At 65.5% G+C, this 22,184-nt stretch carries 21 protein-coding genes and 1 tRNA gene; 14 read left to right on the forward strand and 8 right to left on the reverse strand.

Annotated features, from left to right (window positions below):
- The first annotated feature begins 75 nt into the window (after nt 1-75).
- Together ACQP0C_RS13800 and ACQP0C_RS13805 are read left to right on the forward strand one after the other, a co-directional pair.
- A complete protein-coding gene (locus ACQP0C_RS13800) occupies nt 76-1,098 on the forward strand; it encodes an alpha/beta fold hydrolase (protein ID WP_433733315.1) in 1,023 nt (340 codons plus the stop codon).
- Nucleotides 1,095-2,744, forward strand: coding sequence for a thiamine pyrophosphate-binding protein (locus ACQP0C_RS13805; RefSeq protein WP_433733316.1), 1,650 nt, complete (start codon nt 1,095-1,097; stop codon nt 2,742-2,744). The genes ACQP0C_RS13800 and ACQP0C_RS13805 overlap by 4 nt, the downstream gene beginning before the upstream one ends.
- 21 nt (nt 2,745-2,765) lie before the next feature.
- Here ACQP0C_RS13805 and ACQP0C_RS13810 read toward each other — a convergent pair whose 3' ends face one another.
- Nucleotides 2,766-4,229 (reverse strand): benzaldehyde dehydrogenase, encoded by a 1,464-nt coding sequence (locus tag ACQP0C_RS13810; RefSeq protein ID WP_433733317.1) that lies wholly within the window; start codon nt 4,227-4,229, stop codon nt 2,766-2,768.
- A gap of 135 nt (nt 4,230-4,364) precedes the next feature.
- On the opposite strand from ACQP0C_RS13810, the gene ACQP0C_RS13815 reads away from it, so the two are divergent.
- Nucleotides 4,365-5,030, forward strand: coding sequence for an O-methyltransferase (locus ACQP0C_RS13815; protein ID WP_433733318.1), 666 nt, complete (start codon nt 4,365-4,367; stop codon nt 5,028-5,030).
- A gap of 239 nt (nt 5,031-5,269) precedes the next feature.
- On the opposite strand, the gene ACQP0C_RS13820 is transcribed toward ACQP0C_RS13815, so the two are convergent.
- Entirely contained in the window at nt 5,270-6,310 is a 1,041-nt protein-coding gene (locus ACQP0C_RS13820) for a methyltransferase (protein WP_433733319.1), read from the reverse strand.
- 468 nt (nt 6,311-6,778) lie between these two features.
- On the opposite strand from ACQP0C_RS13820, the gene ACQP0C_RS13825 reads away from it, so the two are divergent.
- Nucleotides 6,779-7,042: a hypothetical protein gene (locus ACQP0C_RS13825; RefSeq protein WP_433733320.1), complete on the forward strand. Its 264-nt coding sequence runs from the start codon at nt 6,779-6,781 to the stop codon at nt 7,040-7,042.
- 74 nt (nt 7,043-7,116) lie between these two features.
- On the opposite strand, the gene ACQP0C_RS13830 is transcribed toward ACQP0C_RS13825, so the two are convergent.
- The 3 genes from ACQP0C_RS13830 to ACQP0C_RS13840 all read right to left on the reverse strand — a co-directional run bounded on the left by ACQP0C_RS13830 (nt 7,117) and on the right by ACQP0C_RS13840 (nt 8,704).
- Nucleotides 7,117-7,623 carry a MarR family winged helix-turn-helix transcriptional regulator gene (locus ACQP0C_RS13830; protein WP_433733321.1) on the reverse strand — a complete coding sequence of 169 codons (507 nt, stop codon included), beginning with the start codon at nt 7,621-7,623 and terminating at the stop codon, nt 7,117-7,119.
- A 403-nt stretch (nt 7,624-8,026) separates the two neighbouring features.
- Nucleotides 8,027-8,111: transfer RNA gene (locus ACQP0C_RS13835), tRNA-Leu, on the reverse strand.
- A 68-nt stretch (nt 8,112-8,179) separates the two neighbouring features.
- Nucleotides 8,180-8,704, reverse strand: a complete 525-nt coding sequence (locus ACQP0C_RS13840) for an HD domain-containing protein (protein ID WP_433733322.1) — start codon at nt 8,702-8,704, stop codon at nt 8,180-8,182.
- Between the two features lie 231 nt (nt 8,705-8,935).
- On the opposite strand from ACQP0C_RS13840, the gene ACQP0C_RS13845 reads away from it, so the two are divergent.
- The 3 genes from ACQP0C_RS13845 (at nt 8,936) to ACQP0C_RS13855 (ending at nt 11,590) form a co-directional block, all read left to right on the forward strand.
- Nucleotides 8,936-10,093, forward strand: coding sequence for a glycosyltransferase (locus ACQP0C_RS13845; protein ID WP_433733323.1), 1,158 nt, complete (start codon nt 8,936-8,938; stop codon nt 10,091-10,093).
- 97 nt (nt 10,094-10,190) lie between these two features.
- Nucleotides 10,191-10,385, forward strand: a complete 195-nt coding sequence (locus ACQP0C_RS13850; protein WP_433684005.1) for a DUF3046 domain-containing protein — start codon at nt 10,191-10,193, stop codon at nt 10,383-10,385.
- Nucleotides 10,382-11,590 (forward strand): phosphotransferase, encoded by a 1,209-nt coding sequence (locus tag ACQP0C_RS13855; RefSeq protein WP_433733324.1) that lies wholly within the window; start codon nt 10,382-10,384, stop codon nt 11,588-11,590. Before ACQP0C_RS13850 ends, ACQP0C_RS13855 begins: the two co-directional genes overlap by 4 nt.
- A 2-nt stretch (nt 11,591-11,592) precedes the next feature.
- Here the strand turns inward: ACQP0C_RS13855 and ACQP0C_RS13860 are convergent, their stop codons facing one another.
- On the reverse strand, nt 11,593-12,108 hold the full coding sequence (locus ACQP0C_RS13860) for a CGNR zinc finger domain-containing protein (protein ID WP_433733325.1): 516 nt from the start codon (nt 12,106-12,108) through the stop codon (nt 11,593-11,595).
- Nucleotides 12,109-12,263: 155 nt separating this feature from the next.
- On the opposite strand from ACQP0C_RS13860, the gene ACQP0C_RS13865 reads away from it, so the two are divergent.
- From ACQP0C_RS13865 to ACQP0C_RS13875, 3 genes are all read left to right on the forward strand, one after another.
- On the forward strand, nt 12,264-12,725 hold the full coding sequence (locus ACQP0C_RS13865) for a VOC family protein (protein ID WP_433733326.1): 462 nt from the start codon (nt 12,264-12,266) through the stop codon (nt 12,723-12,725).
- 4 nt (nt 12,726-12,729) lie between these two features.
- A complete protein-coding gene (locus tag ACQP0C_RS13870) occupies nt 12,730-13,623 on the forward strand; it encodes a pyridoxamine 5'-phosphate oxidase family protein (RefSeq protein WP_433733327.1) in 894 nt (297 codons plus the stop codon).
- 66 nt (nt 13,624-13,689) lie between these two features.
- The gene (locus tag ACQP0C_RS13875) at nt 13,690-14,142 is read left to right on the forward strand and encodes a nuclear transport factor 2 family protein (RefSeq protein ID WP_433733328.1); all 453 of its coding nucleotides are present in this window, start codon (nt 13,690-13,692) and stop codon (nt 14,140-14,142) included.
- Nucleotides 14,143-14,226: 84 nt separating this feature from the next.
- On the opposite strand, the gene ACQP0C_RS13880 is transcribed toward ACQP0C_RS13875, so the two are convergent.
- Nucleotides 14,227-15,636 (reverse strand): MFS transporter, encoded by a 1,410-nt coding sequence (locus ACQP0C_RS13880; protein WP_433733329.1) that lies wholly within the window; start codon nt 15,634-15,636, stop codon nt 14,227-14,229.
- Nucleotides 15,637-15,733: 97 nt separating this feature from the next.
- Here ACQP0C_RS13880 and ACQP0C_RS13885 point away from each other — a divergent pair, with 97 nt between their 5' ends.
- From ACQP0C_RS13885 to recX, 3 genes are all read left to right on the forward strand, one after another.
- Nucleotides 15,734-16,753, forward strand: coding sequence for an Lrp/AsnC family transcriptional regulator (locus ACQP0C_RS13885; RefSeq protein ID WP_433733330.1), 1,020 nt, complete (start codon nt 15,734-15,736; stop codon nt 16,751-16,753).
- 192 nt (nt 16,754-16,945) lie between these two features.
- Nucleotides 16,946-17,989 (forward strand): recombinase RecA, encoded by a 1,044-nt coding sequence (recA, locus tag ACQP0C_RS13890; protein WP_433733331.1) that lies wholly within the window; start codon nt 16,946-16,948, stop codon nt 17,987-17,989.
- A gap of 907 nt (nt 17,990-18,896) precedes the next feature.
- Nucleotides 18,897-19,445: a recombination regulator RecX gene (recX, locus tag ACQP0C_RS13895; RefSeq protein WP_433734536.1), complete on the forward strand. Its 549-nt coding sequence runs from the start codon at nt 18,897-18,899 to the stop codon at nt 19,443-19,445.
- Between the two features lie 745 nt (nt 19,446-20,190).
- Here recX and ACQP0C_RS13900 read toward each other — a convergent pair.
- A complete protein-coding gene (locus ACQP0C_RS13900; RefSeq protein ID WP_433733332.1) occupies nt 20,191-21,075 on the reverse strand; it encodes an NAD(P)H-binding protein in 885 nt (294 codons plus the stop codon).
- A 96-nt stretch (nt 21,076-21,171) separates the two neighbouring features.
- Here ACQP0C_RS13900 and ACQP0C_RS13905 point away from each other — a divergent pair, with 96 nt between their 5' ends.
- Nucleotides 21,172-22,146, forward strand: coding sequence for a LysR family transcriptional regulator (locus ACQP0C_RS13905; protein ID WP_433733333.1), 975 nt, complete (start codon nt 21,172-21,174; stop codon nt 22,144-22,146).
- Nucleotides 22,147-22,184: the final 38 nt, after the last annotated feature.

Consider the following 22,184-nt stretch of genomic DNA (forward strand, 5'->3'; position numbering starts at 1 on the left):
TTGGATCTCCTGCGTTCGATTGAATTATGCCCAAATTTCGGAAATGCCGTGGAAACGGGAAGGAATAACTCCTAGATGTTGTCTCTGAGCATGAGAAGATCGCTTGGAAAAAAGATTGGAAAAGTCGGCTGCGCCGTAATCGGTACCGTCGCCCTGTTGATGACCACCGCCGGGTGTGGTGCCGATGCCAGTGCTGAGACGGAGCCCACCGAGGGGACGGCGGTATTCGATAAGAATTTCACGCATGGAAAAGTCGACGTGGACGGCGCCGTCCTCCACTATGTCAAAGGCGGCTCGGGTGCGCCGCTTGTGCTGCTGCACGGCTGGCCGCAGACCTGGTGGACCTGGCACAAAGTAATGCCCGACCTGGCGAAAACGCATACCGTAATCGCCATCGACCTTCCCGGATTCGGTGACTCGACCGTGCCGAAGGACGGCTACGACAAAGCCACCACGGCACGGCGAGTGCACCAGGCCGTTAGCAAACTGGGCTATCAGCAGGTGCAGATCATGGGGCATGATCTCGGTGCCGCGGTGGCTTACGACTATGCCCGCGACTTTCCGAGCGAAGTGACCAGGATGACCGTCATCGAAATGCCTTTGCCGGGCTTCGGTATGGAACAGACCTTGGGAATGATGTGGCCTACCCAGCTGAACAGCATGCCGGCGCCATTGACCGAGAAAATTATAAACGATGACAGCGCCGAATATTACAACGGATGGGTTCTCGAAGGCGGCGCCTGGCACCCCGAAGCCGTGGACAAGAAATACTTCATAAATGCCTACCAGGATCCGGAGCGACGCCATGCGGGCTACGAATACACCCGCGCGTTCCCGGCCGACGCGGCCGACAATAAAGCCAATGCCGCCGCGAAGCAGTTGAAGATTCCGGTGCTGGTCATGGCGGGCGATCACGGAATCGAGAACATCGACTTGCCGGGCCTGTGGCGCGGTGTCGCGGCCGATGTCCGCGGAGCCGCCGCGCCCGACGCGGGGCACTTCGTCCCGGAAGAGGCTCCGCGTTTCCTGGCCGACTGCGCGGGCCAGTTCTTCGGAGGCCCTGCCGTCGCGGGCCTACCCGTGGGGTGCAATCCATGACGACCAGGTCCGGCGGAGGTTCTTTCTCGGCTGAGAAAGAACCTCCGCCGGATGCGAACCGCACGACGGTCCGGGACGCGACTTTCGCGGTATTGCGGCGGCTGGGCATCACGACGATCTTCGGCAACCCGGGGTCGACCGAGGTGCCGCTATTGACCGACTTTCCGGACAATTTTCGCTATGTACTGGCCCTGCACGAGGGATCGGTGGTGGGGATCGCGACCGGCTATGCCATGGGCCGGGGCGAGCCCGCGCTGGTGAATCTGCATACCGCGGCCGGTCTGGGCAATGCGGTCAATGCGATCGCCAATGCCAGGGACTGTCGAGTGCCGCTGGTGATAGTGGTCGGTCAGCAGGATCGCCGTCAGCTCGCGTTCGAGCCCTTCCTCGCCGGGCGCGGGCTGGAGCGAATGGCCGAGGACTATCTGGTCTGGGCGAATTTCCCGGCGCGAGCCCAAGATCTGCCGGGTGCCATCGCGCGTGCCTATCACGAGGCCCGCGGCGGGCGTGGCCCCGCGTTGGTCGTGGCTCCGATGGGAGATTGGGACGAGCCTGCCGATGGCCTGGCCGCTGGTGCACCCGAGGTCGTGGTTCGCCCAAGGGCGATCGCCGCCGAGGAGTTGGCCCCGCTGGCGGAATTGCTCGTCTTGTCGTCGGCTCCCGCGATCGTGGTAGGGGCGGGTACGGCGAATCCCGAGGCATGGGAGGCGCTGATCGAGTTGGTCGAGCGGGTGCAATGCCCGGTCTGGCAGGAGCCCTTCTTCAGCCGCCCCGGCTTCCCGCACGACCACAGGCTGTTCGCGGGGCATCTGCCGTGGAAGCGGCGTGCGATGCGGGAGGCTTTGGCCGGACATGATCTGGTGCTGGCGGTAGGTACCAGCGCACTGCGCACCTACCTGTTCGATGAGGAGATAGCCCTGCTGGAGCCGGGCACTGTGGTCGCCGTGCTCACCGAGGATCCGGCCGAGGCGCATCGCAGCCCCTGTCGGTTGGCCGTTGTGGCTCCGGTCGCGCAAGCCTGCGGGGCACTGGCACGGAGCCTGCCCGCCCGAGCCAAGGGGTCGGTTCCATCCCGCGCTCCGATCGCTGTGCCCGAGGTGAGCGGCCCTGCCGACGCATTGCGGGTAGGGCAGGTGTTCGCCGAGCTGGCCTCGCGGCTGCCCGATGACGTGGTGCTGGTGGAGGAGGCCCCATCCAGTCGACCGGAGCTACTCGCCCACCTGCCCGCCCGTACGCCACTGGGGTTTGTCGCCAACGGCGGCGGCGGACTTGGATTCGGCTTGACCGGTGCGATCGGGCTGCGGTTCGCGCTGCCCGATCGGCCGGTCGTGGCCGTACTGGGAGACGGCTCGGCTATGTACACGATCCAGGCATTGTGGACCGCGGCCCATTACGACCTCGGTGTGCTGCTGATCGTGATGGCCAACGGCCGTTACGCGGTGATGGACGAGCTGGCGCGCGCCCGTGGCGGCGCCGGCTGCTGGCCGGCATTCGAGGCGGTCGATGTCGCCGGTGTCGCCAAAGGTCTCGGTTGCACGTCGCTGACCATTCGAACCCATGACGAGCTGGCGCGCGTGCTGAACGAGATTGTGCCGACCCTGCGCGGATGCCGACAGCCGGTGCTTCTGCAGGTCGAGGTCGATTAGGTCCGCGCAGGGTCGGTCGATTCAGAAGGGGTACTGCGGCAGCTCGCCTCGAACGGTGACCCACTGCGACTCGGTGAAGGCTTCGAGGTTGGCCGAATGACCGCCGTGGCGGGAGCCGTTGCCGGAATCGCCGACACCACCGAACGGGATCGTGGGCTCGTCGTTCACGGTTTGGTCGTTGATGTGGACCAGTCCGCTGGGAATGCGGTCGGCCAGGGTCATGGCCCTGGCCACATCGCGGGACATGATGCCGAGCGACAGTCCGTACGCAGTGTCGCAAGCCAAGGACGCGGCCTGGTCGAGGTCGTCGAAAGACACCACCGGGGCGACCGGGCCGAAGATCTCCTCGCAATAGACGGGCGCGGTGAGCGGCACATCCGCGAGCACCGTGGGACGGTAGAACAGTCCGTCGTAGGTGCCGCCAGCGGCCAGGCGGGCACCCGCGTCGAGGCTGTCGGTGACCATCTGGTGGATGCGATCCCGCTGCGGCGCGTCGATAACCGGGCCGATGGCCACGTCGTCGCGAGCGGGGTCTCCGACGGGCAGCGTTCGGGCGCGTTCCGCCAGCAGAGCCACATAGTCGTCGACGATCGAACTGTGCACGAGGTGTCGGCTACTGGCCATGCAGATCTGGCCCGCGTGATGGAAGGACCCGAAGGCACCGACGGATACGGCCTTCTCCAGATCGACGTCGTCCAGCACGATCAACGCGGAGTTGCCGCCCAGCTCCAGATGAACTCTCTTGAGGCTCCGCGCCGCGGACGTCGCGATCGCGCGTCCGGTCGCCGTCGAGCCGGTGAACGCGATAACCGGTACCTGCGGGTGATCGACGATGGCGGAGCCGACCTCCAGGCCGCCCGGCAGCATGTGCAGCAGCCCCGGCGGAAGCCCGGCTTCCTGGAAGATGCGGGCCAACAGAACGCCGCCGCAAATTGCCGTCCGGAGGTCGGGTTTGAGCACTACCGCGTTGCCCACTGCCAGTGCGGGGGCGACAGCGCGGATGGCGAGCGTGACCGGCGCGTTGAACGGGGCGATGACCCCGACGACTCCCACTGGGAGTCGTCGCGAGAAGGACAGTCGTTGCTGATGGGAGCGGAGCAGCTGCCCATAGGGCGCGGTAGCGAGCGCCGCCGCTTCATAGCATTCCCCGGCGCCATCGTTGCGGGTTTGGTGCGCGGCGAAGGCCCGGATCGCCCCCGACTCGCGAATGATCCAGTCCTCGATCTCCTCGTGGTGCTTCTCGAACAGCTGCCCGGCCCGTCGCAGCACGCCGGCGCGCTCGTCATACGGCAGGGCCGCCCATTCCCGTTGCGCCCGCGCCGCGCGTTCGACGGCCCCCTGCACGTCATCGGCCGTGGCCGAGCCGACGAGGCCGAGCGATTTCCCCGTGGCCGGCTCGGTTGCCTGGTAGTGCTCGCCCGAGCCGAAGAACCACTCACCCGAGAATATCCGGCCTTCCCAGGCATAAGTGTCGATAAGAGTCATGATATCCACTTTCCTAGTCGGTACGGTCTGCCCCTGGCCCCAGTTCGGTTGGCACTGGATGCGATAACAAGGAGTTTGATTCGCCCGCCGAAATACTGAGTATCAATGGGCGGGCCAGCGCTGTAGTCTGGGTTAGTGGCAGATAACCTTGTTTTAGGGCCGGAACTAATTTCCTACATTCGAGAAGTCTCATTGCGCGATGACGAGATCCTGCGTGAGCTGCGCGAAGAGACGGCGGAACTTCCCGCCGGGAAGGCTATGCAGGTCGCGGCTGAAGAAGGGCAGTTCTTGGCCTTGCTCGTCGGGCTCACCGGGGCGCGTTCGGTGCTGGAAATCGGCACTTTCACCGGGTACAGCACGTTGTGCATGGCGCGCGCAGTCGCATCGGGTGGAACGGTGGTGACCTGCGATATCTCCAATAAATGGCCGATGATCGCGGCTGACTATTGGAAGCGAGCAGGCGTGGCCGAACGTATTGATGTTCGCATTGGCGACGCCACCGAGACGCTGGCGAAAATATTGACGGACCAGGGGGCGGGCAGTGTCGATTTCGTTTTCATAGATGCGGATAAGGTCAACTATTCGTCGTACTATTCTGCGGCATTTCAGCTGGTGCGACCGGGTGGGCTGATTGTTGTCGACAACACTTTGTTCTTCGGCCGCGTCATCGATCAGGACGCGCAGGATCGGGACACGGTCGCCATTCGGGAATTCAACGCCATGCTGCGTGATGATGAGCGGGTGGATATTTCTGTTCTCCCATTCGCCGATGGTGTCACGCTGATCCGTAAGAAGAGCTAGCCCCGGAAACGTGCTTTGACCAAGTGCCCAGCTCCGCGGCGATCCATTGTTCGATCCGCGGGCCCGCCCTCCTCGGCTCGGGCGAGGAGGGCGGGCTGCCATGGCAACACGGCAAGATTGCGACGCCTTCGCCCGCTGGGGGCAGCGGCGTCGTACGCTCACCCGCGGCGCCCACCGAGGACGCCTTCGGGCGATCGAATCCAGCTGACTACATCATCGACAATTTCCGGCGCACGACACTAGGACGTCTTGCGAGCGCGGATCAGGATGGTGTCCGCGCCGAGTGGCACCCGCTCCGTGGGCTCGAATCCCGCCTCGGCGAGCCACGTCTCGTACTCCTTCCCTGTGTACACCATGCCCTCTCCGGAGGCGAAGGCCAGGAAGTACGCGGAGAGATACGCCGCTCGCACGGGCCCGGTCTCGTCGTCGTTCTGATATGGAGTGATGACGAAGATCTCGCCTCCCTGCGGCAGCGCGCGGAACGCCTTGGACAGGAGCGTCCGGATGTGGTCGGGCGACCATATCTCGAGAAAGTGGGCGAAGAGCAGCGCGTCGCAGCCGGTGGGGAATTCGTCGTTGAGGGCGTCGATACCGACCGCCTGAATCCGGTCCGCCAGGCCGAGCTTCTGTATCCGTTCGTTCGCGGTGGCCGCGACCGAGGGAAGATCGGCGATCGTGATGCGCAGGTCGGGCCATCGGCTCGCGAGGTTCTCCGCGTTGACGGCGGTGCCGCCGCCGACGTCGAGCAAGTGCTTGTGCTCGGAGAGGTCGATCTTCTGCCTGATCTCGTCTCGGACGAGAAAGCTCGTGAAGGACATCTGGGCATGGAACTCGGCCTCGAGCTCCGAATTCTCGGTGATGCGTCCGTACAACGTCGGGGAAGCCCCTTCGACCTCCCGCTGCAACCCGACGTTGGTGTTCTCCTTCACCGCTTCGGGGAACCACATCAATGCACGGTAGATGCGACGGTTCTCGCGTGTGATGAACGCGGCCGGTGTCCCATCGAAGTTCCCGCTCACCGCCTTCGTCAGCGGAGTGTTGAAGTAGCTCTCGCCGTCCTTACGCAAGAGGCCGATCGCCGTACACCCGAGCATCAGAATGCGCGTCGGTTGCTCCTGCAGACCCACCCGCGCCGCGACGTCCCGCACAGGGAGGCCGGGCTCCTTCTCGAGGGCGGCGAAGAGGCCGACCTGGCATGCCGTTACGAGGAATTGAAACCGGTAGTGATTCTCCAGCAGGATTTCGAGTTGCACTTCGACAGGCTGTTCGGACAGGTCCATTCCATTTTCCTCCTTGCCGACGGCTACCGACCGGGAGTCTACCCCTCTAGACGAACGCTCAACAGAGCGAATTCAACTGTTCCGCAACAACTCTCATGCGCTACACCAATCTTCTAGGGTCTTGCGCCGCCCTGTGAGTATCAACTCCGCCTGGTCCGGTTGTGCTTGTCCTGGTCGGCTGAGCTTTGCGAGGCCTACGGATGTGACGCAGTGAACGACGTCGAGGTTTCGGCAGATCTCACGCAGTGCGCGTTGAGATCTCGCTGCCAGCATCGACGTCCGGGCTCGGAAAGCGTTGTGATTAAGGAGAAATCGCTGAGCACCTCTGTCCTTGGGACCGAAGGTTCAAGTACGGAACCAGTAGTCGCGGTCGACCGGGGGCGAGTACTGCGCGTGCGCAGTACCAGCAGCCGATCCAGGGAAATTACGGTCAGGGTTTCGGCGCGCTCCGCGTGTAGCATGCATGGAATGGACGGTTTCCTGCTGTTCTTGATCTCAGTCACTCCACTGATCTTGGTTCCGGTCGGCATCGCATGGGCAGCCAACCGTGCGCGTCGTCGCGGACTCGGTGGTTCGGTCGTCGGACCGTTCCAGGAGATGTGGGATCCGGGCGCTCTTCGAACCGAGATCGAGATCCAGGTACAGGCCGAGCGGAAGGCGCCGACTCCGTCACCGGACGATCCCCTGCTGCCAGGACAGCGGAACGGTCGCGGGACTGAGCGGGTGATCTGACCCTCTGGCCAAGAACACCACCCACTGAAACCCCAGCCGAGATCACGAAATGCGGCTGGAGTACCACCGTCTGTCTAGCTGGGTTGGTCCGGTAGATCCGCGTGACCGTTGGTCGCCGGGCCGGTGAATCGTGCCGCGCTTGCTGGCTGGGAGTCGGTTGGGTGCAGATTCGCGATGGCCCGGGCGAGCACATCACCAACCTGCTGAATGTCGGGTTCGGCTATGCCGGTGAACATCTGGTCGGCGGCTTTCCCGAAAGTCGGGACAAGTTGGGGAGCCAGACGCCGACCGGCCTCGGTGAGTTCGACGATTACCGCCCGGCGGTCGGTGTCGCTGCGGCGGCGGCGAACGAGCTGCTTGGTTTCGAGCCGGTCCAGCAGCCTGGTCAGCCCGGCGGTGTCGGTTCCCAGCACGGTCGCCAGGCGGGTGGGGGCCGTCTCTCCAGCTGCAAGGTTGACCAGCAGTGCGGCTTGCTGCGTTGTGACCTCGTACGGGGCCAGATGGCGATCCAGCAACGTTGTCAGCTCGCGAGCGGAGTCGTGCAGCAGGGAAGCCGTCCGCAGAATGGTGAAGAGTTCCATCCCCGCAATATAGCTGCTTAGACAGTGATTGTCGCGACAGCTATTGCTTCGATGTCTCGTCGCGCCTCGCAGGGTGGGTACCGCGGCAACTATCCGGGCGAGGCACTAGGTCAATCGCCCGAGACGCCTACGGCGCCAGTTGTCTGAATCTTCAACGGCGGTCGGGGATGTCGGGTTCGTTGCAGCGAGCGCGAGCAGCAGCCAAAGGAGCCCACGTGTGTTCGTCTCGTGGATGCAAGCCGACGAGGACGGCAGAGTGCCGCCAGGCGCCGCAATTGTGTGTACCGGTTTCCTGGTCGGTACTCAGTGTCCAATTCTCTTGGTAGCCAGGGCGATTCGAGCAACATCGAGTCGGTTATGGGTAAGCCCCGAATCCCGCGGCCACGTGTTGGCGTACTGGTTGTGTCCGGAGGGGGACTTGAACCCCCACGCCCGATAAAGGGCACTAGCACCTCAAGCTAGCGCGTCTGCCATTCCGCCACCCGGACCGGTGTTGCTGAGCAAGGGTAACGGATGGGTGGGGGAGTATTGAAATCGGTTGTGCTGGCAGGTGGGTTCAGTGTGTGGTGGCTACTCGTTCGATGACCGGGCGCCACGATTCCAGCGGGGCGACTTCGCGGCCGACTACCTTGCCCGCATCGTCGGCGCGGCGCAGGGCGATGGCGGCGGTGAAGTCGGGATCGGCTCGGAATTCGGCGATTTCGGCTTGGGTCATAGGGCCGCCCTGGGTGATCAGGGTGCGCTGGCTGGCGGGGGAGAGCGTATGGGCGGTGTCGGTGGCGGCTAGATAGCGTTTGGCGACGACGTGCAGCTCTATCAGTCGGGCGACGCGGTCGCCGAGTAGGGAGCGGATCGCGGCCGCGCCGTGTTCGCCGTGGTGTGCGTCGTCGCCGGGGACGAGTTTGTGGCCGATGTCGTGCAGTAGTCCGGCCAGTTGTAGTTCCTCGTCATCGGGATGGGATATGCGCAGCAGTTGGGCGCATTGCAGATCGTGATCGAGGATGTCGACGGGGTCGCCACTGCGGTCGGGCATATCCCAGACGTCGGCGCAGTCGGTCAACAGGTTGATCAATTCGTCCACGGTGGATACCGACACCTCAGCCCCGATCTCGCGATGCGACCGCTCACTGCCGATGCGTCCGGCGCGGTGAGCGAAATGGTCTGGACCAGTTTGCCGTTGATCGCCGTCCGGCGGGGTTGCACGTGCATGGCATTTCGGTAAATGCTGGCCCCACGCGCGACAGGGGTCGATGCGCGCTGCACCCCGATCTCCACCCATCGGATTCCGAAACAGATATGGCAGGCTGACCGCATGCGTGTTGCCGTTGTTGCCGGGCCGGATCCAGGCCATGCGTTTCCGGCGCTGGCGCTGTGCGAGCGGTTCCTGGCCGCCGGTGACGAACCGGTGTTGTTCACCGGACCGCGCTGGTTCGACGCCGCCAAGGAAGCGGGCATCGCGGTGCGCAGACTCAAGGGGCTGGCCCCGCGCGCCGCCGACGACGACCGCGATGCCGGTCAGCGCATCCATGAACGTGCGGCACATATTTCGACCGAGATCCTGCCCGATCTGAGCGCGATGCTGCCGGAACTCGTGGTGTCGGATGTGCTGACCGCGGGCGGCGGGTTGGCCGCCGAACGACTGGGAGTGCCGTGGGTCGAGCTGTCGCCGCATCCGCTGTATCTTCCCTCGAAGGCGTTGCCGCCCATCGGCAGTGGTCTCGCGCCTGGGGAGGGTCTGCGTGGGCGACTCCGCGACGGCATGCTGCGCACCATGACCGCTCGCGCCATCCGCAACGGTCTGCGTCAGCGGGAGCAGGCGCGCGAAAGTGTCGGCCTGCCCGCCACCGATCCGGGTCCGGCGGCCCGCCTGATCGCCACCCTGCCCGCCCTCGAGGTACCGCGCCCCGACTGGCCCGGAAACACTCATGTCATCGGCCCACTGCTGTGGGAACCGACCCGGAAGACGCTCGACCTACCGCCCGGCGACGAGCCGCTGGTGATGGTCGCGCCATCGACGGCGCATACCGGCGTCGCGGGCATGGTCGACACCGTGCTCGCCGCCCTGGACGGGGCGGGGGTACGGGTCGCCATTTCCATGCTCGACACCCCGCCGACCGACCTGCCGCCCTGGGCGACCGCCGGACTCGGCCGTCAGGACGAACTGCTCACCCACGCCTCGGTTGTCGTGGGCGGCGGTGGGCACGGCCTGCTGGCGAAATCCCTGCTCGCGGGTGTCCCGATCGTCACCGTCCCCGGCGGCGGCGACCAATGGGAACTGGCCAATCGCGCCGCCCGCCGAGGCAGCTCGATCCTGGTCCGGCCGCTGACCGTGGACGCCGTTCGCACTGCGGTCCGAGAGCTCCTCGACACCCCCTCCTACACAACCGCGGCACAGCAGGCGGCCTCCGGCGTGGCGGATGTCGCCGATGTCATCGGTATCTGCCACGACGTCCTCAGCGTTCGAGCTTGATTCCAGCGCCCGTTTCAGTGCTGTTCGCGAATGGGCAACGCCATCGCGTACCGGCGCGTCTGGAAGAGAGCGCGGCGACCCGAGTATCTTGAACACGGTGCGGTTGACCGAGTTCCAGGAGCTGTTGCACACCGAGTTCGGTGTGGCCCGTGGCGATACCCTGCTCAAAGATCACACCATCCCAGCGTTGGGCGGGCGGACGGGTGCCGCCGCCATCGAGGCGGGTATCGATCCACGGGATGTGTGGCGCGCGCTCTGCGCGGACTTCGATGTGCCGAGATCACGCTGGTGACCGATGGTGGATACCGCTTCGACGGGCGGCTGCGCATGATCGCTACCGATCATGAACAGCTGGCTGCCCGGGTAGCGCTCGCCCGGCCGGTCGATTTCGCCGAATTCCGCAAGACCGGCATCGACCTGCTGCTACTCGGCCGCTACGACGAGGCCCTGGATCACCTCGATCGCGCCCTCGAACTCGCGGACAGCGATCGCCGTCGGATTTCGGTCTGGATCAACCTCGGCGATGCCCACCGGTATCGTGGCGATGTTGTCACCGCCGAAACGCTATATCGCCGGACCGTCGACCAGGCTCGTGACTGCGCGCCGGAGGTGGTGTCCTTCGCGCTGCAGCACCTGGGCAAGGCGCTTGCCGAACAAGGTCGGCTGCCGGAGGCCAAGGCACTGCTGAGTGAGGCGCTGAAGTTGCGAGTCGCCGAGGGCGACGCCGAATTGATCGAATCCACGCGCACCACCTTGGACGCCCTCGACGAACTGCCCGCGACCTTGCCGCCGAAGGTGGTCGCGCTGCTCGGCGAGGAACCCACGTGGTCGGATGATCACGAAGGGATGAGCGGCGGTGTCGCGCACGTCAACGGCACGTACTGGGTGAAGCGGGGGCCGAAGGCGGCTGCCGAGTACGAGCGGTTGCACTGGTTGCGGGGCAGGGGGATTCGGCTACCTGATATCGCCGTGTTCGAAGATGACGTCCTGGTGCTGACGGATGCGGGCGTGCCGAGTCTGGCCGTACTCGACGACCCGGCGATATCGGTGGGCGCGGTCATGGGCGTGGTGCTACGTCGCCTGCACGACATCCCGGTCGCGCAGTGCCCGTTCGACGGCGGGCTGGATGTCGTGCTCGCCCAGGCGCGGCGCAATGTGCTCGAGGGTCTGGTCGATACCGAGGACTTCGATGACGACAATCGAGGGCTGACACCCGAACAGGTACTTCAGCGGCTGCTCGCCGAACGCCCGACGGACGAGGATCTCGTTGTCGCGCACGGTGATTTCACTCCGTCCAATGTCCTGGAGGGCGGCCTGCTGATCGATGTCGGTGGTCTGGGCGTGGCGGACCGGTACCGCGATCTGGCCCTGGTCGCACGCGATCTGCCCGCCGACTTCGAGGACGACGAACTGCGCGCGTTCTATACCGCCTACGGTCTCACCGAACCGGACCGGCGGCTGCTGGACTACTACCGGCTGCTGGACGAACTCTTCTGAGCTCAAGGCTTTTTCGCATAGTGGCGCGCGGCCTTGGTGCGGTTGCCGCAGGTCGCCATCGAATGCCATCGGCGGGTGCCGTTTTTCGAGGTGTCGTAGAAGAACAGCACGCAGTCGGGATGCGCGCACTGGCGGATCCGGTCCGGTGCTTCGGCGAGTAGCCGCAACAGGTTGTCGGCGGCCAGCCAGCCGGGGAGCCAGGTCGCTTCGGCCACGTCGACGGTATCGGCCGGGCCGGTATCGGTCAGGGTGCGCCGGATCCGGCCGTGGTCGAGCACTTCATTGAGCGCGACGTGTGAGGTGTGCTTCAACACGTCGTAGATGGCGGTGCGCGCGGTGAGCAACGCCTGCAGGGTCGGTTCGTCGGCCTTGGCGCGCTCGGCCAGCCCAGCCGAGGTCAGCCAGATGCCGAGACCCGCCACATCGGTGAGCAGATCCTGCGGCCCGTTCTCGATCCACCGGGTGTTCAGCAGGTCGAGTGCCATCGGTTCACCGAGGTGGGGGCGTGGATCGGGCATACCTGAGGGTAGCGATCCGCCTTTCGTCGTCAGGTCGACCACCGCCGTTCTAACTAGTCAAATCGATTTTAGAGGTTGACGCCTATGCTGCCGCTCGCTATGTTCTAACTAGTCAAACAGTCTATGACGGTTACTCATTTCAAGGAGAATTCACGATGACGACAGCCATCGCGCCACAGTTGGTCACCGGACATATCGGCCTGAACGTCTCCGATCTGGACCGCTCGGTGGACTTCTATCGGCGCGCATTAGGTTTCGAACAGCTCGCGGCCAGCACCGATGACGGCAAACGCTGGGCCTTCCTCGGCGTCAACGGCAAGCTCATGGTGACCCTCTGGCAGCAGTCCGACGGCATGTTCTCCACCGGGACTCCCGGTCTGCACCACCTTTCGTTCCAGGTCGATACCATCGAACAGGTGCGCGCGACCGAGGCGCTGCTGCGCGAACTCGCGGTGGATTTCGTGCACGACGGTGTCGTCGCGCACGGTGAGGGCGTGGCTTCCGGTGGCATCTTCTTCACCGACCCCGACGGCATCCGGCTCGAGGTCTACGCGCCCACTGGCGCCGAATCCGCTCCCGCGCCGAGCGGTGCCGCTCCGACCTGCGGATTCTTCTGAGCCGATGAGCTACTTCCACTCCGGTGAGGTCGCCGTACAGCAGCGAATGGGCCAGCAGCACATCGCGGACCGGGTCGGCCGGATGATTCGCGGCGATATCCCGGATGTCGCCGCATCTTTCCTGGCCGAACAGCCGATGGTCGTGATCGCGGCCGCGGATGACGCGCAACGCGTGTGGGCCGGTGAGCTGGTTGGGCCGCTGGGGTTCGTGCACGCCCTCGATGCCGAGACGATCGCGGTCGAGGCATTTCCGGCCGCCGGGGATCCGCTGCATCGGGCGCTGACCCGCCCCGCCCGGATCGGCATGATCGCGCTGCAGCCGCAGCGGCGCAGGCGGATGCGAGTCAATGGGTTCGCGGTGCCGACGCAGTGGTGTGACGGGCTGCGGATCGCCGTCGACCAGGTGTATTCGAACTGCCCGAAGTACATCTCACGCAGGTCGATCGAGTCCTACCGACCCGGTGGCGATATTCCGGCGCCGCAGTACGGCACGGAACTCGACGCACACCAGCGGGAGCTGATCGCCGTGGCCGATACATTCTTCGTCGCCACCGCGGATGCCGACGGTAATGCCGATGCCTCCCATCGCGGCGGCAATCCCGGATTCCTGCAGGTGCTTTCGTCCACGCGACTGCGATGGCCGGACTACCAGGGCAATTCGATGTTCATGACGCTCGGGAATATCGCGGTGAATCCGCGCTGCGGCCTGCTGATCCCGGACTGGAGCACCGGCGGAACACTGCAGCTCACCGGAGCCGCCGAATTGGTCTGGAATGCTGAGACATGCACCGCCGGAGCCCAATGCTCGATCGAGTTCACCATTACCGATGTGGTGGAAGTCCGTGGTTCGGGCCCCCTGCGCTGGGGTCCCGCCGAACTCTCCCCGGTCAACCCCTGACCGGATCCACGCCCTTGCGGACATCCACCTGGGGTGCGGCCGAATCTGATACCGAAGAAGGAGCTTGTGATGCGACCCCCATTGCCGCCGTTCGACCTGGAATCCGCCAAGGCGAAGGTGCTTGCCGCCGAAAATGCCTGGAATACCAGGGATCCCGAGCGTGTCGCCGCCGCGTACACCGAGGATTCGGTGTGGCGCAATCGCGATGAGTTCTTCACCGGCCGCGACGCCATAGTCGAATTCCTCACCCGAAAGTGGTCCATCGAGAACGGCTACGCGCTGCGCAAGGACCTCTGGGCCTTCGAAGGCAATCGCATCGCGGTTCGCTTCCAATACGAATGGCACGACGAATCCGGCCAGTGGTGGCGTAGCTACGGCAATGAGCAGTGGGAGTTCACCCCGGAAGGTTTGATGTCGCGTCGCGAGGCCAGCATCAACGATGTCCGCATCGAGGAATCCGACCGCCGCATTTTCGGCCCGCGCCCGGAAGGGGACGAATCCGTGCTGCCGCAGCAGTAGTGCGGGGCGCTGCTGGTTCGACGATCCCGTGCCGGAACCCCTGCGATGCGAGGGTTCCGGCACGCGTCCGCTCTGCGGATTTGCCTACGCGGCAACAACTTCCCGCTCGGCAGGACCATCCGCGACCACCTCGTGCTGGCGATGGAACAACCCGAATGCGATCACCCCGAACACGATCCCGACCCCGGCCGCCACCGCGAACGCCGCGTCCAGTCCATCCACGAACCGCGACAGTGTCATCGGCTGATCGGCATCGGCGACCTCGCGGAATACCGTGCCCAGTACCGCGACTCCGAGCGCGAGTCCGAGCTGGCGTGCGGTATTCACCGCGCCAGCGGCGATTCCGCCCTGTCGCGGCGGCACCGCCGCCATTCCCACCGCCACCAGCGCGGGTGAATTGATGCCGATGCCAGCACCGATAACGACGAACCCGGGAACCAATGCGGTCCAGGATGCTCCGGCGTCGATGATGGTGAGCAATCCGGTTCCGATGCCGACCAACACCAGACCCGCCCCGATCGTCCACTTCGGCGAAACATCGTGCAGCAGTTTGCCGAACGCACCGGCCACTACGAATGCGGTCGCCGCCATCGGCAGCATGGCCAGGCCCGCGTGCAGCGGCGTCATATGCAGCTGCTGCTGCAGCCACAGCGATACCAGGGGTGTGGCGGCGAAGGCCGCGAAGGTCTGTCCGGAAGCCGACACCAGCGTGGCGCCGAAATTGCGGTTGCCGAGCAGTGACAGCGGGAACATCGGTGCCGCACTGCGGTATTCGATGAATGCGAAGGCCAGCAATGCGACCGCTCCGAGCGTCAGCGCGAGCAACGTCGCGCCATCGGACCAGCCGTGTTCGCCGCCCCGGATGACACCATAGGTGACCGCCGTCGCGGCGGTCGCGAACGCGAGCATTCCGGGGATGTCCACGGCCCGATCCGCTTGCCGCGGCGACGGCTGGAACACGATGGCGGTCAACACGATCGCCACGACCGCGATCGGCAGATTGACGAAGAAGATCCACCGCCACGACAGCGCCTCGGTGAGCACACCGCCCAGCACCACGCCGATTCCGGCCGCCGCACCCGCGACCGCACCCCAGACGCCGAAGGCGACACCACGGTCCCGACCGGTGTAGGTGGAGTTCAACAGCGACAGTGTGGTCGCGAACATCGCGGCACCGCCGACGCCCTGCAGTGCCCGCGCCGCGATGAGACTCGGCGACGTATCGGCGATTCCGCAGATCAGCGATGCGATCGCGAAGACGATGAGCCCGGCGAGATAGGCGCGCTTGGCGCCGACCCGGTCGGCCAGCGAACCGAGTACGAGCAGCAGCGCGGCCAGTGCCAGTGCGTATCCGTCCACCACCCACTGCAATCCGGAGAGTCCGGTGCCGAGGTCGGCGGCGATATCAGGGAGCGCGACATTGACGATGGTGACGTCGATGAGCAGCATGAGCGTGCCGAGGCACGCGGCGAATAGGGGGAGCCATTTCTTCACTGGAGCCTCCGGAGCCATATGAACGATTTCGACACCCAGCCTGCGCTGTGCGGCGATATCCACATAGCCATCGGTCTGTTGGCGATATATTCCTCCTATGCAGTCTGTGGATGAGTCGGAATCCTCCGTTCTGGATGTGCTCGACAAGCAGATCGTGCACGCGCTCGTCAGCGATGCCCGCATCGCATTCGCCAAGCTGGGCGCCATCCTCGGGGTTTCGGAGCAGACGGTGGCACGCCGCTACCGGTCGCTGCGGCAGCGCGGCATCCTGCATGTGGCGGGCCAGGTGAACGCGGTGCCGCTCGGGCATGCGCGCTGGGCGATCCGGCTCCGGACGACGCCGGACAAGGCGGTGCGGCTGGCCGAATCGCTGGCCCGGTTTCCGGATCTGAGCTGGGTCACCCTGCTCTCCACCGGATCCGAGGTGACCTGTGTGAGCCGCCCGCGCTCGGTGGAACGCCGTGACAAACTGCTGCTGCAGACATTGCCGCAGGCCAGCCAGGTGATCGGCTTGACGGCGCACGAGGTGATCCACCGGTTTCCGCTCGACGAGGAGTGGCCGCATTTCAGCCACCTGTTCACCGCGGCGCAGTTGCGCGAACTCGGGTCGCGGTCGACGCGGGCCGATTTGGGACCGGAAGCGCCGGTGCGGCTTTCGGCCGAAGACGAAACGATGCTGACCATCCTCGGCCGCGACGGCCGCGCGCCCTATGCGCAGATCGCCGCCGAAATCGGTTGGACCCCAACGAGAGTGGCGCGCCGCATGGCCGAACTGGTCGAATCCCGGGTGCTCTACTTCGATCTCGATTTCGCGATCGAGCGAATGGGGTATGCCGTGCGCGCGGCGCTGTGGCTGCGCACCCGCCCGGCCGATCTCGCGGCGGTGGGCACCGCGATCGCGACGCATCCGGAGACCGTATTCGTCGCCGCGACCACGGGGCCGGTCAATCTGATGGCGTCGATCATGTGCCGCGATACCGCCCACCTCTACCGCTATGTCACCCAGCGGCTCGGTGCCCTCGATGGGATCACCGATGTCGAGGTGACACCGGCCCTGCGGGTCTTCAAGCAGGCGCAGACGCTGCTGGACAGCGATCGGATATCGCTGGTGCGGTGAACGGGCGGTGGTGTGGAATCGGCCGTAGCGCGGTGGTTGCCCGGTGCGCCGAATCGGCTCGCGTGTTGTCGGGCGCGTCGCTTGACTCGAACATTTGTTCGTCTAGGCTGGTCGCCAGAACTTGTCGGTGCCGCCCTCTAATGTGGGCGCCAACCAAGAACGAGACTTACCTGTCGAAAAGGGGATCAGGATATGGCACCACAGGCGTACGACCGCGATAAGGCGCTCGAGCTGGCGCTGGCGCAGGTCGAGAAGAGCTTCGGCAAGGGCGCGGTCATGCGTCTCGGCGAGGAGGCCCGCCAGCCCATCTCGGTGATCCCGACCGGATCCATCGCGCTGGACGTGGCGCTCGGCATCGGCGGTTTGCCGCGCGGCCGCATTGTCGAGATCTACGGTCCGGAGTCCTCGGGTAAGACGACCGTCGCCCTGCACGCGGTGGCCAATGCCCAGGCCGCGGGCGGTGTCGCCGCCTTCATCGACGCCGAGCACGCGCTCGATCCGGATTACGCCCGCAAGCTCGGCGTCGATACCGACGCGCTGCTCGTCTCCCAGCCCGATACCGGTGAGCAGGCCCTCGAGATCGCCGACATGCTGGTGCGTTCCGGTGCGATCGACATCATCGTCATCGACTCGGTGGCCGCGCTGGTGCCGCGTGCCGAGATCGAAGGTGAGATGGGTGATAGCCACGTCGGTCTGCAGGCTCGCCTGATGAGCCAGGCACTGCGCAAGATGACCGGTGCGCTGAACAGCTCCGGCACCACCGCCATCTTCATCAACCAGCTCCGCGAGAAGATCGGCGTGATGTTCGGCTCGCCCGAAACCACGACCGGTGGTAAGGCGCTGAAGTTCTACGCCTCGGTGCGCCTGGATGTGCGTCGCATCGAGACCCTCAAGGACGGCAGTGACGCGGTCGGCAACCGCACCCGCGTGAAGGTTGTGAAGAACAAGGTTTCGCCGCCGTTCAAGCAGGCCGAATTCGACATCCTCTACGGCCAGGGCATTTCCAAGGAGGGTTCGCTCATCGATATGGGTGTCGAGCAGGGCTTCATTCGCAAGTCCGGCTCCTGGTACACCTACGAGGGCGACCAGCTCGGCCAGGGCAAGGAGAACGCCCGCAAGTTCCTGCTGGAGAACACCGACGTCCGCGACGAGATCGAGAAGAAGATCAAGGAAAAGCTCGGCATCGGCGCCGACGTAACCGCGGAAGCGGCCGCAGAGGTTCCCGCCGATTTCTGATCCGATGAACCCTCGGCGCCCAACATCACGCCCCGGTCGGCCTGCGCCGGATGCGGCGCGGCCCGATCCGGTGGATGAGGTCCGGCGTCAGCTGAACGAGCTGCTCTCCGCTTCGGGGCGGCCTGCTCTTGCGGCGGATACCGGATCTCGCTCGGGTGGGCCTGGATCGGCACGGGCTCGGAAGTCCGAGATGGACTTGGAGGCCTCAGGTTTCGAGGCGGGTGCGGCCGGGGTGGGGCGGGGTCGGCGGTCAGACGGTGATTCGGAGGCTTTGAGTTTCGGCTCGGGTGCGTCCGAGCCGGGTCGGAGGCGGTGGTCCCGGGGCGATTCGGAGGCCGCCGGGTTCTGGTCGGACGAGTCGGGTCGGGATCGGTGGTCTGGCGTTGACTCGGAGGTCGATGGTTTCGGCTCGGGTGCGGCCGGGGTGGGGCGGGGTCGGCGGTCTGACGTTGATTCGGAGGCTTTGGGTTTCGGGTCGGGTGAGTCCGAGTCGGGTCGGGGTCGATGGTCTGGCGTTGACTCGGAGGTCGATGGTTTTGGCTCGGGTGCGTCCAGGTGGGGGCGGGGGGCGGAAATTGATTCGGAGGCCATCGGGTTCGGATCCGGTGCGTCGGGGTTGGGGCGGGGGCCGTGGTCCGCAGGCGATTCGGAGGCCTCGGGTTTTCGGTGGGAAGAGGGGGATGGACGGGTCCGGTTGGCCGAAGGTGGTTCGGCCGATTCGGACATCATGGGAACTCGGTCGAGCGCGCCCGATCCGCAGCGGGCGCGTTCGACTGGGTCCCGGCGCGGTCGCGGGCGCCGGAACGAGTTCCGGCGCAACGACTCCCAGTCGGCTGACTTTCAAAGTTCCGAAGGCCGATGGGTGGATCCGGTGGCGGCCGGATCCGAGGAGGGTGAACCGGCGGGCATCGACGCTCCCCACGCAGGTGGGGCTGATCCGCGGTCCCGGTCCGAGCGCACCCCCCAAGGCGGGACGGTCGAGCAGGCGAAGGAGGCGTGTCTTCGCCTGCTCGCCGTCCGCGCCCGCAGCCGTGCCGAACTGGCCCAGCGCCTAGCGGCCAAGGGTTTCCCTCCCGATATCACCGAACGAGCCCTCGACCGATTCACCGAGGTCGGCCTGATCGACGACGCCGCCTTTGCCGAACAATGGGTCCACTCCCGCCACACCTTCTCCGGCAAAGGCAAACAGGCTCTGGCCCGAGAACTCCGCCGCAAGGGCATATCCCAATCCGACGCCGCCCCCGCCCTCGCCGCCATCACCGCCGACGACGAGGAAGAACGCGCCGCCCAACTGGTCCGCCGCAAACTACGCACCATGCCCCCGAACCTGGACCGCGACAAAGCAATCCGCCGCCTCGTAGGCATGCTCGCCCGCCGCGGCTACCCCCAATCCACCGCCTTCACCGTAGTAAAAGCCGAACTCGCCCAAGCGCAATCCGATGTCCTCGACACCTGAGCGTCCGCCGCGCCTGGCTGGTCGGCAGGCGAGCCGACTGCCACTGCGGTGTTCATGGCCACCGTTGAACCGACGCAGCCCGTACGCCCGATCTTGACCAAGCGTCGGCACTGCCCTCGGAAGACGTAACGGTACTGCAAAGTTCATGACGAACGCTGCAGGGGCGTGGTCCAGGGCTGGTCACGCGCGATTGCCTCCGAACCTATACTGCGACAAGAAAACCCGCCATCATCGGCGTACGCCAGCTGTGACCGCGACCAATCCGCCACCAGCACTGTGGTGCACGCCGAAGCTACCCAGGAACAGCTCAATAATCCCGACCCCGAGGAACCCCGTGCCCCCGCAGTCGGCACGCGACCCCGAAGCCCGCTCTACCGACCCGCAGTGCCCATGACGAGGCGCCGCATAGCCAACGAGAATGCGCTGGTGCAGGTGAGCTCTCGACGTTTACCTGCATCAGCGCATGGTGATCATCGGTCCAGGACTGCGCCACGGGTGTTCGTGGCGGAGTCCTGGACTGTGGGGTCGGCAGCAGGTCGTGCATCCGGTTCGGCGCCGATCGCAGATGGGGTTCGTAGGCCTTGGACTGCGTTGGGTGGGCTGGTGTCTGGGCGCGATGGCTGGCTGCGGCTACGGGGTGGGCGGTTGCACAGCGGTGGGGAAAGATGGACTGGCGCAGTGCTGAGCGGTGGATCTGGGTGTAGATGGCTTGGCGCGACGGGGGACGGTGGAACCTCGGTGTGGGTCAGTCTTGGAAGGCGGGGGTGAGGAATTCTTCGCACCATTGGCGGAAGGTGGTGGGGGTGGTGGATCGGGGGGTGCGGGGTTCGGTGTTGTCGAGGCCGTTGTTTTTGGCTTCGAGCGTGTCGAGCATGCCCTGGGCCATTGCTTCGGACATGCCGGATTTGAGGAGTCTGGCTTTGAAGGTGGTGCCGGGGATCTGTTGGAAGCGGATCGGGCGGCCGAGTACTTCGGACATGATCTGTGCCATGTCGTTTCCGGAGAGGTCCTCGGGGCCGAGGATGGGGACGCTGTCCTGTCCGGTCCAGGAGTCATCGAGCAGTAGTTCGGCGGCGACGGTTGCGATATCGCGGGTTGCGCAGGTCGGGCGTTTGTGATCAGGGGAGAGTGGCCAGAAGAATGCGCCGTGGCTTTTGATGGTCTCGACCTGGCCGAGCATATTGTCCATGAACGAGGGCATGGTCAGCGCTCGGTAGCTCACGCCGGTGCTCGCGATCAGATCGTCCATGGCCAGCGAGGCCGTGACCAGTCCGGCGTGTCCGGCCACCGCCGATCCGCGCCCGACGGCCGAGACGCCGACCACTCGATTCACGTTCTGGCTCGTGAATGCCTCGCAAGCGGGCCGGGTGAAGTCGAGAAACGCCGTATCGAGGCTCGTGGCGCGAAGGTTCGGGGGGAGTAGCCAGAACACGGCGTCGGCTTCGGCGAATGCCTTGGCGACCACATCGATATCCCCGTGTGAGCCCTGCACGATGTCTACGCGCTCGCGGATGTCTGCGGGCAGGCGTGCGGGATCACGTGCGATGACGCGGACCGGTGCGTCGCTGTCGAGCAGATGCTGGAGGACCTGGTGGCCGATGGTGCCGGTCGGGGTGGTGACAACGATCATGATGACCTCTGTTCGAGTGATTTGGCATCGGCCAGTCAACTAGGCACGGCATCGAACCTGAAGGACCGATTGGATACCCGTTGATACCGTGGGGATATGAGTGATCTGGAGGTTCGCCAACTCCGATACTTCGTGGCCGTCGCGGAGGAACTGCATTTCGGGCGCGCTGCCGAGCGATTGGGGATGGCGCAGCCGCCGCTGTCCCGGGCGATTCGGGAACTGGAACGCCAGTTGGGTGTTCAGTTGTTCGAGCGCACCACCCGGCAGGTCGTGCTCACCCCGGCCGGTGAGGTTTTGCTCCGCGATGCCCCGACCGCGCTCGACGCGGTCGCCGCCGCCGCGCATCGAGCCCGGCACATCGGGCAGCCCACGCCCGGGTTGCGGCTCGCGCTCAAAACCGATTACGACGGTGGGCTCCTGCTGCAGATCCTCGAGACGTACCACCGTGCGGAAGCGGCGATTCCGGTCGAGGTGATGTTGGGCGGTCGGGGCGAGCAGGTCCCGGCCCTGCGCCAGGGCCGAGCGGATATCGCACTGCTGCCCACCCCGTTCGACGCCCGCGACCTGGATGTCGAACCGCTGCTGACCGAGCCCCGCTTGGTCGCCCTGGCGGCGTCCGATCCCTTGGCCGCCCGCGCAACCCTGTGCTTGGCCGACCTCACCGGCAGAATGCTGCCCGACGGCTCACCCGCCGACCAGGACGGCCTGATCCCCAACACCCACAGCGGATCCCATGACCCGAAGCCGGTCGCCCGCCGGACAAACCTGGATCTGGCACAGATCTTCAACCTGATCGAACTGGGCAGCATCATCTGGTTCCCACCCGCCTCGGTGGCCCGCCGCCACCCCCGCCCCGATATCGCCTACCGCCCCGTCACCGACCTCCAGCCGACCACCCTCGCCCTGGCCTGGCCACAAACCTGCCGCTCCCCCGCCGTAGCCGCCTTCGTCCGCGCCGCCACAGCCGTCGCGGCAGCCACCTACCCACCCGAATCGACCACGTCAGAACAACCTTCCACGCCCGGCCTTCTCGACGCGGAAGGGCTCCAGGGCATCGTGACCTCGTCCTGACTAGACGAGTGATTCCAAGGGGTTGATGCGCGGCGCTC

The organism is Nocardia sp. CA-129566, from assembly GCF_050956075.1.
Lineage (GTDB): Bacteria > Actinomycetota > Actinomycetes > Mycobacteriales > Mycobacteriaceae > Nocardia.